At 72.0% G+C, this 11,878-nt stretch carries 7 protein-coding genes and 2 pseudogenes; 6 read left to right on the top strand and 3 right to left on the bottom strand.

Features of this window, described 5'->3' with window-relative positions; translation table 11 throughout:
• Window positions 1-244, top strand: a pseudogene (locus C1J00_RS44775) (hydrolase); the annotation flags it as partial.
• A gap of 14 nt (window positions 245-258) precedes the next feature.
• On the opposite strand, the pseudogene C1J00_RS27850 reads toward C1J00_RS44775, so the two are convergent.
• Window positions 259-666: pseudogene (locus C1J00_RS27850) on the bottom strand (ArsB/NhaD family transporter); the annotation flags it as partial.
• A gap of 60 nt (window positions 667-726) precedes the next feature.
• Window positions 727-3,114, bottom strand: a complete 2,388-nt coding sequence (locus C1J00_RS27845; protein WP_102911765.1) for a SpoIIE family protein phosphatase — start codon at window positions 3,112-3,114, stop codon at window positions 727-729.
• Between the two features lie 257 nt (window positions 3,115-3,371).
• Between C1J00_RS27845 and C1J00_RS27840 the strand changes: the two genes are divergently transcribed.
• From C1J00_RS27840 to C1J00_RS27830, 3 genes are all read left to right on the top strand, one after another.
• On the top strand, window positions 3,372-6,461 hold the full coding sequence (locus C1J00_RS27840; RefSeq protein ID WP_102911764.1) for a glycoside hydrolase family 2 TIM barrel-domain containing protein: 3,090 nt from the start codon (window positions 3,372-3,374) through the stop codon (window positions 6,459-6,461).
• Window positions 6,462-6,607: 146 nt separating this feature from the next.
• On the top strand, window positions 6,608-8,851 hold the full coding sequence (locus C1J00_RS27835) for a glycoside hydrolase family 9 protein (protein WP_102911763.1): 2,244 nt from the start codon (window positions 6,608-6,610) through the stop codon (window positions 8,849-8,851).
• 73 nt (window positions 8,852-8,924) lie between these two features.
• A complete protein-coding gene (locus tag C1J00_RS27830) occupies window positions 8,925-9,716 on the top strand; it encodes an alpha/beta fold hydrolase (RefSeq protein WP_102911762.1) in 792 nt (263 codons plus the stop codon).
• An 85-nt stretch (window positions 9,717-9,801) separates the two neighbouring features.
• Here the strand turns inward: C1J00_RS27830 and C1J00_RS27825 are convergent, their stop codons facing one another.
• On the bottom strand, window positions 9,802-10,731 hold the full coding sequence (locus tag C1J00_RS27825; protein WP_102911761.1) for a sigma-70 family RNA polymerase sigma factor: 930 nt from the start codon (window positions 10,729-10,731) through the stop codon (window positions 9,802-9,804).
• 174 nt (window positions 10,732-10,905) lie between these two features.
• Here C1J00_RS27825 and C1J00_RS27820 point away from each other — a divergent pair, with 174 nt between their 5' ends.
• Window positions 10,906-11,151, top strand: coding sequence for a hypothetical protein (locus tag C1J00_RS27820; RefSeq protein WP_062930854.1), 246 nt, complete (start codon window positions 10,906-10,908; stop codon window positions 11,149-11,151).
• Window positions 11,152-11,154: 3 nt separating this feature from the next.
• Entirely contained in the window at window positions 11,155-11,532 is a 378-nt protein-coding gene (locus C1J00_RS27815) for a hypothetical protein (protein ID WP_031110699.1), read from the top strand.
• Window positions 11,533-11,878 lie beyond the last annotated feature (346 nt).

Below are 11,878 nucleotides of genomic sequence, written 5' to 3'. Positions count from 1 at the left end.
CCCCACGCCCACGCCGGTCCCCACCCCGTCGAGGACACCCGAGCCCGCTCCGACGCCGTCCGCGACCTCCCCGTCCCCGCGGCCGACGCCGAGCAGCCCGGCCGCCACCGACTCGCCCTGCCACCGCTACGGCTACTACTGCGACGCGGACGGCCGGTACGGCACCCCGGGACACGGCTACCCCGGCTACGGATACGGCCCTGGCTACGGCGGCTATGGCTATGGCGGAGACGGCCGCCGCTGACCGGCGTGTGCGGCTCAGGTCCCGACCACGGTCAGGGACAGCCACAGGGCCACCACGGCCGGCACCAGCGCTGCCGGCACGGCGAGCAGCCCGAGCCGTGTGAACTCCCCGACCCCGACCCGGTGCCCGTGTTCCTGCACGATCCGCCGCCACAGCAGGGTCGCCAGTGATCCGGCGTAGGTCAGGTTGGGGCCGATGTTCACACCGAGCAGTACCGCCAGCACGGCGCCGGGACCGGCCCCGGCGGTCAGAGGCACCAGCACCAGCACCGCGGGCAGGTTGTTGATGAGGTTCGCCAGGACGGCGGCCAGCGCGGCCACCCCCAGCAGCGTGAACAGGCCCGGCCCGTCGGGCAGAACACGCCGCAGCGCGTCGGCGAGCCCCTGGTCGACGACCGCGCGCACCACGACGCCGAGCGCGAGCCCCTCGGCGGCCCCGCCGTCCAGGTCAGGGGCCGCCGTCACCGGCCGGGCGGAGCGCGCTCAGACCTCGTCGCCGAGCAGGGCCAGCTCCGACCAGATCGTCTTGCCCTCGGCGGTGTGCCTGCTGCCCCAGCGCTGGGTGAGCTGGGCGACCAGGAGCAGACCGCGGCCGCCCTCGTCCCACGTCTTGGCCCGGCGCAGGTGCGGAGCAGTGTGGCTGGTGTCGGAGACCTCGCAGATCAGGGTGGCCTCGTCATGGATCAGCCGCAGCCGGATCGGCGGGGCCCCGTAGCGGATGGCGTTGGTGACCAGTTCGCTCACGACCAGCTCGGCGGTGAACGTGGCCTCGGTCAGGCCCCAGCGTTCGAGCTGGTCGACGACCTGCTTGCGGATGGGGGCCACCAGCGCCGGGTCGGCGGGGATGTCCCAGGTGGCGACCTGGGCGGACGGCAGGCCGCGGGTGCGGGCCAGCAGCAGGGCCACGTCGTCACTGGAGCCGCCCGGCGGGAGCAGGCTGTGCAGCACCCGGTCGCAGGTCTCGTCCAGGGAGTCGGAGGACGCCGACAGGGCCTCGCGGAGCATCCGGCCGCTCGCGTCGACGTCCCGCTCGCGGCTCGCCAGCAGCCCGTCCGTGTAGAACGCCAGGACGCTGCCCTCCCGCAGTTCCACCTCGGCGCTTTCGAACGGCAGCCCTCCCACACCCAGCGGGGGCCCCGAGGGCAGGTCGAGCTGCCGGGCCGGGCCGTCCGGCGGCACCAGCAGGGGCAGCGGATGTCCCGCCCGGGCCAGGCTGCAGCGCCGTGACACCGGGTCGTACACCGCGTAGAGGCAGGTCGCGCCCATCTCTCCGGTGCGGTCGTCCCCGCCGGACTCCTGGGACAGCCGGACGACCAGGTCGTCGAGGTGGGTGAGCAGTTCGTCCGCGGCCAGGTCGATGTCGGCGAGGGTGCGCACGGCGGTGCGCAGCCGGCCCATGGTGGCCGAGGCCTGGATGCCGTGGCCGACCACGTCGCCGACGACCATGGCGACCCGCATCCCGGACAGCGGGATCACGTCGAACCAGTCGCCGCCCACGCCGGAGCGGGTGGCCGGCAGATAGCGGGAGGCCGCCTCCAGAGCGGCGGTGTGCGGCAGGGTGCGGGGCAGCAGGCTGCGCTGCAGGGTGAGGGTGGTCTCGCGCTCGCGGGAGTAGCGGCGCGCGTTGTCGATGCAGACGGCGGCCCGGGCCGTGACCTCCTCGGCCAGCAGCATGTCGTCGTCGTTGAACGCCTCGGGCCGCCGGAAGCGGGTGAAGACCGCCACGCCGAGGGTCGTACCCCGGGCCTGGAGCGGGACGGACATCGTGGAGTGGATGCCGTACTCGTGGACCCGCTGGAAGCGCGCCGGGTCCCAGGCGAGCCACTGCTCCAGGTCGCCGGACGTACCCGACGCCACGACGGTGCGCCCGGCGATCAGCGAGGCGGCCTGCGGGGAGTTCTCCGGGTAGACGTCGACCTGCCCGGGCTTGACGACGGCTTCCGGGCTGCCCCTGTTGACCGACTGGTGGGCGGCCCGGCGCAGATGCACCGGCGGGGAAGCCGGCCCCGGAGTCTCGCCGCCGGGCTCCTGCGCCTCCAGGAGGTCGACGCTGACGAAGTCGGCGAGCGCGGGGACGCAGACGTCCGCCAGCTCCTGAGCCGTACGGGTGACGTCGAGGGTGGTGCCGATGCGCACGCTCGCCTCGTTGACCAGCTGCAGCCGCTCCCGTGACCGGTACTGATCGGAGAAGTCGTGGGCGGTCACGCACACGCCCCGCACCCGACCGGTCCCGTCGGTGAGCGGCGCCATCCTGGCCAGCCAGGCGTGCGCCGCCCGGTTCTCGCCGGTCGCCTTCATGTACGTCTGCATGTCCTGCCGCCGGCCGGTGCTCAGCACCCGGCGCAGATTCTCCTCGAGCTCGGAGTTCTGCGGCCGGCTGCCGATGTCGGTGGGCTTCAGGCCCAGCACCCGCCCGGCGGGCAGCCCCAGGAGGTCCGCCATGGCCTCGTTGACGCCGCGCAGCCGCAGCCGCTCGTCGAAGATCATCGTGGCGCACGGCGACTGGGTCAGGGCGATGCGTACCAGCGGGTTGTCCGGGAGCCCCTGGCCGGCCGCCTCCGGCGGGGACACCGCCAGCCAGTCGGTCGTCTCCGCTGCGTCCGGCGGTCTGCGGTGGGCGATCACCCACAGGGAGACCGGGTGGCCGTCGCGGTGGCGCAGGGTGAGTGTGCCGCTCCAGCGGGAGTCGTCGGGCACCGGCGGCGGGTCCGTGCCGTCCGCCAGCAGAGCGGCGGCCGGGCGGCCCACGACCTCGGCGGCGGTGTGGCCCAGCAGCCGGCGGGCGCCCTCGCTCCATTCGGTGAGCGTGCCGTCGACGGCGATGACGGCACGGGCGGCCACGCCATCGTCGAACACCTCGTCCGGGCTCATCGTCGCGACTCCATACGGACACTCACAGTGAACAGGGAGGCCAGTTGAGTTCCAGCGTAGTCCGTAGGCGCCCGGCGTGGACCGGTAACCCCCGTGCCGTCCGCGCGGCCGCGGGCAAGGTGTAAATCCGGCCGAAGTGTCCCCTGGGGGAGAAGGACCCTCCCGCACTCTTGACGGTCGCGTGTGACAGGTCGACAGAATCTGTTTGTTCGCGATCAGTTGTGAGTACTTCTGGGTCTTCATGAGGGAGAGCCGCCATGTCGGTCACGCGCAGATCGGTCCTGCTCGCCTCCGCGGCCGCGCCCGCGGCCGGAGCGCTGCTCGGCGCCCCGGAGGCGTGGGCCGCCGGGGACGTACGCGGTGCGTCCGGCCGTCGGACCGTCGCATTGCGCGACGGCTGGCGCTTCGCGCTGGTCAATCCGGGCGGCATCACCGACCCGACCGGCGCCTACGCCGCCGCCCACCTTCCCGGCTACGACGACTTGGGATGGCGCGAGACCGCCGTCCCGCACGACTGGAGCATCGAGCAGACCCCCACCACCGAGCACGGCACCACCAGCGGCACCGGCTTCCTGCCCGGGGGCCTCGGCTGGTACCGCCTGGCCTTCACCCTGCCGCCCGCCCTCGCCGGCAAGCGCGTCTCGGTGGAGTTCGACGGCGTCTACATGGACTCCACGGTCTACTGCAACGGCAAGGAGGCCGGCCGCCACCCCTACGGCTACACCGGCTTCGCCCTCGACCTCACCGACCTGGTGCACACCGACGGCACCACCGAGAACGTGATCGCAGTCCAGGTCAGGAACCGGCTCCCCAGCAGCCGCTGGTACTCCGGCAGCGGCATCTACCGTGAGGCACGGCTGGTGATCACCGAGCCGGTGCACGTGGCCCGCTGGGGCACCCGCGTCACCACGCCCGAGATCTCCGCCGAACGGGCCGTCGTGCGGGTCGCCACCTCCGTCGTCAACGCCTCGGGCGCGGAGGCGGACGTCGAGGTCGTCTCCCGGATCGTCGACCGCAAGGGCCGGACGGTCGCCCGTACCTCCTCCACCGCGGCTGTCACCGCCGAGCGGACCGGCGTCCAGGAACTCACCGTCCGGCGCCCCGAGTTGTGGGACTTCGAGACCCCGCACCGCTACACCCTGCACACCGAACTGCGCGTCGGCGGCCGGACCACCGACACCTACCGCACGGTCTTCGGCTTCCGCACCTTCCGCTTCGACCCGGACGAGGGCTTCTTCCTCAACGGCACCCACCACAAGATCAAGGGCGTCGACCTCCACCACGACCTGGGCGCACTCGGCGCCGCCGTCAGCATCGACGCCGTCCGCCGGCAGATGCAGATCATGCGGTCCATGGGCGTCAACGCCCTGCGCACCTCCCACAACCCGCCCGCGCCCGAGGTGATCGAGGTCTGCGAGGAGCTGGGCTTCGTCATGCTGGTGGAGGCGTTCGACTGCTGGCGCACCGGCAAGAACCGGTACGACTACGGCCGCTTCTTCGACGAGTGGTGCGAGAAGGACGCCACCGAGATGGTGCTGGCGGCCCGCAACTCGCCGGCCGTACTGAGCTGGTCCATCGGCAACGAGGTCCCCGACTCCACCGCCACCGCGGGCCTCGCCATGGCCGACCGGATCATCGCGGCGATCAGGGCCGCCGACGACACCCGCCCGCTGGTCATCGGCTCCGACAAGTACCGCCGCCTGCCGGCCAAGGGCTCCGCGGCCGATCTCATGCTGGCCAAGCTGGACGGCCTCGGCCTCAACTACAACACCGCCAAGTCGGTGGACCAGCTGCACGCGGCCTACCCGCATCTGTTCCTCTTCGAGTCCGAGTCCTCCTCGGAGACCTCCACCCGGGGCGAGTACCAGGAGCCCGAACACCTCAATACCGGCGAGAACCACACCCCCGGAAGGCGCGGCACCTCCTCCTACGACAACAACCTCGCCTCCTGGACCATGAGCGGCGAGTACGGTCACAAGAAGGACCGGGACCGCAAGTGGTTCGCCGGGCAGTTCCTCTGGTCGGGCATCGACTACATCGGCGAACCCACGCCCTACGACGTCTTCCCGGTCAAGGCGTCCTTCTTCGGCGCGGTCGACACGGCGGGCTTCCCGAAGGACATGTACCACCTGTTCCGGAGTCAGTGGGTCAGCGAGCCGATGGTCCATCTGCTGCCGATGACCTGGAACCACGCCAAAGGCGACACGGTCGAGGTCTGGGCGTACGCGAACGTCGGCACCGTCGAGCTGTACCTCAACGGAAAGTCCCTGGGCGTACGGCGGTTCGACACCAAGAAGACCCTCGACGGCCGCGCCTACCTGGAGACGACCGAGGCGACCGGCGACGACAAGACCTTCACCGACGGCCCTTACCCCGGCAGCTACACCAGCCCGAACGGCAGCGCCGGCAAGCTCCACCTCACATGGCGGGTGCCCTTCGCGCCGGGCGAGCTGAAGGCCGTCGCACGGCAGGGCGGCAAGGTGGTCGCCACCGACGTGCTGCGCACCGCCGGAGCCCCGCACGCGATACGCCTGAGCGCGGACCGCACGTCCCTCGCCGCGGACGGCCGTTCCCTGCTGTTCGTGACCGCCGAGGTCGTCGACCGGCGCGGTGTGGTGGTGCCCGACGCGGAACACCTGCTCTCCTTCGAGGTGGCGGGCGGCTCCCTCGCGGGGCTCGACAACGGCCGCCAGGAGAGCGCCGAGCGCTACCAGGCGAGCACCCGGACCGCCTTCCACGGCAAGGCCCTCGCCATCGTCAGGTCCGGCACGAAGGCCGGCGCGGTCACAGTGACCGCCCGCGCCGAGGGGCTGCGCACCGGCAGGGCGACCGTACGCGCCACCCGGGCGGAGGACCGAGCCGAGACGGCCCCGGCCGTGTTCGGGCCCGAGCGCCCGGCTCCCGTCCGTCACCCGCACGCGGACGCCAGTTACTCCGGCCGCCCGGACACCCTGCCGGCCGCCATGCTCGACGGAGACCCGGCCACCGGCTGGTCCAACGGGTTCTTCAAGCAGGCCACGCCCCTGCTGCCCGCCTTCGACGGGGCGCGGGCCGAGGACTGGGTCTCGGTCGACCACGGGCGCGCCCGCGGCTTCGGCCGGGTGGACGTCTTCTTCACGGTGGACGCCGCGCACAGCCTGCCCGCGTCGATCGAGGTGGCGGTCTGGGACGGGCGCGTGTGGCAGGCCCCGCGGAACACCGAGATCGGCTGGGCCACCGCCTCCGACGCCCCCACCGCGATCACCTTCGAGCCCCTCCGCGGCTCCCGGATCCGGCTCACCCTGACGAGCCGCCACCCCGACGAGGCGCGCGGCGCGATACGCATCAGCCGGCTGGACACCCTCTAGACCGCCCCGGTCCGGACGGGCGGTGAACAGCCAGTCCCGTCCGGACCGTTGACGGAGTGTCACCTCAGCCACAACGATGGCTTGCGTCCGCATCTGGGAGCGCTCCCACGCCGAGCGCCACCCGCACCTCCCGGAGGAGCCCAGACGTGAAACGACGCAGAACCGCACTGCTGTCCCTGACCGCCCTGCTGGCGACCGCCCTCACCGCGCTGCCCTCCGCGTCGGCCGGAGCCGAAGAGGTCGAGCAGGTCAGGAACGGCACCTTCGACACCACAACCGACCCCTGGTGGACGACCAGCAACGTCACCGCGGGCCTGTCCGGGGGCGGGCTCTGCGCCGACGTCCCCGGCGGCACCGCCAACCGCTGGGACGCCGCCGTAGGGCAGAACGACATCACCCTCGTGAAGGGGGAGTCGTACCGCTTCTCGTTCAGCGCGACCGGGACACCCGCCGGGCATGTGGTGCGGGCGATCGTGGGCCTGTCGGTGTCGCCGTACGACACCTACTACGAGGTGACACCGCAGCTCAGCGTCTCCGGCGACACCTACTCGTACACCTTCACCTCGCCCGTCGACACCGCTCAGGGGCAGGTCGGCTTCCAGCTCGGCGGCAGCGCGGACGCCTGGCGCTTCTGCATGGACGACGTATCGCTGCTGGGCGGGGTGGCGCCCGAACCGTACGAGCCAGACACCGGGCCCCGGGTCCGCGTGAACCAGGTCGGCTATCTGCCGGCCGGCCCGAAGAACGCCACCCTGGTCACCGACGCCACGGCCAGGCTGCCCTGGCAGCTCGAGAACTCCGCCGGAAGGGTGGTCGCCCGGGGGAAGACCCTGCCGCGCGGCGTCGACGCCTCCTCCGGGCAGAACGTCCACTCGATCGACTTCGGCGCGTACCGCAAGAAGGGCACGGGCCTCACGCTGGTCGCCGACGGCGAGACCAGCCGTCCCTTCGACATCGACGCGAGCGCCTACGAGCGGCTCCGGCTGGACTCGGCGAAGTACTACTACACGCAGCGCAGCGGCCTCGCCATACGCGACGACCTGCGGCCCGGCTACGGCCGCCCGGCCGGTCACGTGGGGGTGGCACCCAACAAGGGCGACACCTCGGTGCCCTGTCAGCCCGGCGTGTGCGACTACACCCTCGACGTCAGCGGCGGCTGGTACGACGCGGGCGACCACGGCAAGTACGTCGTCAACGGCGGCATCTCCGCCTGGGAGCTGCTGAGCACCTACGAACGCGCCCGGCACGCCCGCACCGGGCAGGCGGACAAGCTCGGGGACGGCACGCTCGCCATCCCGGAGAGCGGCAACAAGGTCCCCGACATCCTCGACGAGGCCCGCTGGGAGCTGGAGTTCCTGTTGAGGATGCAGGTGCCCGACGGCAAGCCGCTGGCCGGCATGGCCCACCACAAGATGCACGACGAACAGTGGACCGGCCTCCCGCTGATGCCCCATGACGACCCGCAGAAGCGCGAACTGCACCCGCCGTCCACGGCCGCGACCCTGAACCTGGCCGCCACGGCCGCGCAGGCGGCCCGGCTGTACCGGCCCTACGACAAGACCTTCGCCGGCAAGGCCCTGGCCGCCGCCCGCAAGGCCTGGTCGGCGGCGCTCGCCCACCCCGACCGCCTCGCCTCCGAGAGCGACGGCATCGGCGGCGGTGCCTACGCCGACAGCGACGTCACCGACGACTTCTACTGGGCGGCGGCCGAGCTGTACCTGTCGACCGGGGAGAAGCGGTTCGAGGAGTACGTCCTGAAGTCCCCGGTCCACACGGCCGACCTCTTCAAGCCGATCGGATTCGACTGGGCCCGCACCGGCGCGGCCGGCCGGCTCGACCTCGCCACGGTGCCCAGCCGACTGCCCGGCCGGGACAAGGTGCGCAAGTCCGTGATCAAGGGCGCCGACCGCTACCTGGCCACCCTGAAGGCGCACCCCTACGGCATGCCGTACGCACCGGACGGCGACAAGTACGACTGGGGTTCCAGCCACCAGGTCCTCAACAACGCCGTCGTCCTGGCCACCGCGTACGACATCACCGGCGCCTCGAAGTACCGGGACGGCGCGCTGCAGAGCATGGACTACATCCTGGGCCGCAACGCGCTGAACATCTCCTACGTCACCGGCTACGGCGAGGTCAGCGCGCAGAACCAGCACAGCCGCTGGTACGCCCGACAGCTCGACCCGAACCAGCCGGGCCCGCCGAAGGGCACCCTCGCGGGCGGGCCGAACTCGAGCATCCAGGACCCCTACGCACAGAGCAAACTCCAGGGCTGCGTCGGCCAGTTCTGCTACATCGACGACATCCAGTCCTGGTCGACCAACGAGCACACGATCAACTGGAACGCCGCCCTGGCCCGCATGGCCTCCTTCGTGGCGGACCAGGGGTAGGAGGGGGAGCGTGCCGCGTGCCGGGGGCGTCCGCCGACAGGACGCCCCCGGCACGCGCGCGTAGCCTGGTGTCATGCCAGCGGTGCGGGTCGACGGCATCGAGGTCGTGTACGACCGGGTGGGTCAGGGCCCGCCCCTCGTGCTCGCGCACGGCGCCACGACGGACGCCAGGCTGTTCCGTGGCCAGACCGAGGACCTGGCCGGCGAGTTCACCGTCGTCGCCTGGGACGAACCGGGCGCCGGCCGCTCCTCCGACGTACCGCTCTCCTTCACCCTGGCCGACTACGCCCGTTGTCTGGCGGCCGTCGTCGAGGACGTGGACCTCGGCCCGGCCCATGTCCTCGGCCTGTCCTGGGGCGGGACCGTCGTGCTGGAGCTCTACCGGCACCACGCCGAGCTCGTCCGGACGCTGCTCCTCGTCGACACCTACGCGGGCTGGAAGGGCTCGCTGCCCGCGGCGGACGTGCGGGCACGGGTCGAGGGCGCGGAACGGATGCTCGCGGTCCCGGCCGAGGTGTTCGCACCGACCATGCCGGGCCTCTTCGCCGAGCAGCCGTCCGCCGAAGCCGTACGCCTGCTGTCGGTGATGTCGGCCGACGCCCGGGCCCGGAGCATGCGGACCGAGCTCACCGTCATGGCCGAGGCCGACCAGCGTGATCTGCTGCCGAAGATCGAGGTGCCGACGCTTCTGCTGTGGGGCGAGCTCGACGCGCGCTCACCCGTGGAGACCGTCGCCCGCCAGTTCCTCGAAGCGGTCCCGCGGGCCACCCTGGTCGTCCTCCCCGGCGTCGGGCACCTCAGCAACATCGAGGCGCCGGAGCCGTTCAACCGGACCGTCCGGGAGTTCTGCCGCGCTCACTCCTGACCGGGCCCGGCCAGGGCCCGGCGCGGATCGTGCCCGACGGGCCGCCCGCCGAACCAGTCGGTGATGCGCTCGCCGCGCCCGGCGCTCACGCCACCGCCCCGGGGAGGTGGGCGAGCTTGTCCGGATTGGCCACCACATAGATCCCGCGCACCCGGTCGCCCTCCGGCGTGAGGTCCAGGACCAGGACGGCGAACGGCGCGTCGCCGTCGAGCAGCACCGCCGCGTCGTCCCCGTTCACACGCCGGTACTGCCAGACGGGGTGGTCCGGGCCGCCCCGGCCGGCCGTGAGCAGACGGGCCACCTTGTCCCGGCCGTGCACCGGACGCAGGCTCGCCCGCCGGCGCTTGCCGCCGGCGTCCGTCCACGCCGTGACGTCCGGCGCGAGGACCTCCATCAGCTCGGCGATGTCCCCGCCGAGCGCCGCGCGCACGAACCGCTCGGTCGCCTCCCGCCGCACCCGCGGATGCGCCTCGTACCGCGGCCGCCGCGCCTGCACGTGCTGGCGGGCCCGGTGCGCCAGCTGCCGGACGGCAGCGGGGGAGCGGTCGATGATCTCCGCGATCTCGGCATGCGGGTAGCCGAAGACCTCGCCCAGCACGAACACGGCCCGCTCCAGCGGTGTCAGGGACTCCAGCACCACCAGCATCGCCAACGACACCGACTCCGAACGCAGGGCCGGGTCCTCGGCGGTTCCGGCGACGTCGGCGACCAGGGGCTCGGGCAGCCACGGGCCGACGTACGTCTCCCGCCGGCGGCTGACCACGGCACGGCGGCGCAGCGCGTGGTTGACGGCCACCCGGACGAGATAGGCACGCGGGTTGTCGACACCGTCCAGGGGAGCGCCGCCGCCGCGGGCCGTCCAGGAGAGCCATGTCTCCTGCAGGACGTCCTCGGTGTCGGCGACACTGCCGAGCATGTTGTAGACGACGCCGAACAGCAGCTCACGATGGTCGACGAACACCCCGGTCGCCGCGTCGAGCGGGGTGCCGGTGCCGGGTACGGAGCTCTCGGTCATGCGGGGGCCTCCTCTGGCGCGCTCACCACTGCGAGCCGGGCACGGCCCCGGAATGTGACATCGCACGGACCGATGTGACCCACATCTCAGGTGCACCGCCGCCCCGGTACCACACGGCAACCGACCTGACCTGGGGGTATTTACGAGTCAGTACCCGAGCGGTACCGTGAAGGCATGCCAGCTCTCAACGTGGAGTTCAGCGACCGCGAACTTGAGGACCTCAGGCAGATCGCCAAGGAGCGAGGTACGTCCATGAAGGCGCTCGTGCGAGAGGCCGCCGCGGCCGACATAGCCCGCCACCGGGCCCTGCAGGAAGGCGCGGAAGCGTTCCGCCGGTTCTTCTCCACCCACGCCGACGAGTTCGCCGCCGCGTTCCCCGACGACGAACCGCCCGCCAAGGGCGAAGGGCGGGCCGCCTGACCCATGGCGCCCGTGATCCATATCGACGTGCCCTGGCTGCTTCAGCGCCATGAGGAGGTCCTGCCGGACCAGCCCACCGTCAACGACTTCTCCGCGCTGGTCGCCGCCGTCGCCCGGCATCGCGTGGACCCGCCCCGCCTCGGGGTGAACTCCGACCCCGCCTGGCGGGCCGCCGCGCTGCTGCACACCATCACCGTCCTGAGGCCGCTGCCCTCGGCCAACGCCCGCTTCGCCTGTGCGACCGCCGTGGCCTACATGTTCGTCAGCGGCGTCGGCATCGACCCGCCCTACGGCGCCCTCGTCGACCTCGCCCGCGACCTGCTGTCCGGCACCACCGACGTGTACGGCGCGGCGGACCGGCTGCGTTCCTGGCAGATCTGAGGAACGGACGCGGTGCCCGATTCACATGGGTCGCAGGGAAATGTCGAAAACGGGTGCGAGTCACGTGCATCCGTTCGCCGTTTCTGACTTTCTGTCAATGGCGGGGATGTTGTCCGCGCGCCTTGTTGGCCGTGTGGGGGTTGTGGAAGAGTGAAACGCGCGTGCGGGGGGAATGGCCGGATGTCGCACGTGATTTGTGGACCGCGTCCGATTCGCCGTCGGTGAATTAGCACCTCCCGCGCCGCGCCAAAAGAGGTACGCACCAACCGGGCCTCCTTTTTCGGCGGCACGACCTCTGTGTGTCACATGCGTGGGAAGGAACCATCTCAGTGCCCACCCCCCACCC

Source organism: Streptomyces cahuitamycinicus (genome assembly GCF_002891435.1).
Classification (GTDB): Bacteria; Actinomycetota; Actinomycetes; order Streptomycetales; family Streptomycetaceae; genus Streptomyces; species Streptomyces cahuitamycinicus.
This window is presented reverse-complemented; position numbering and strand designations above follow the sequence as displayed.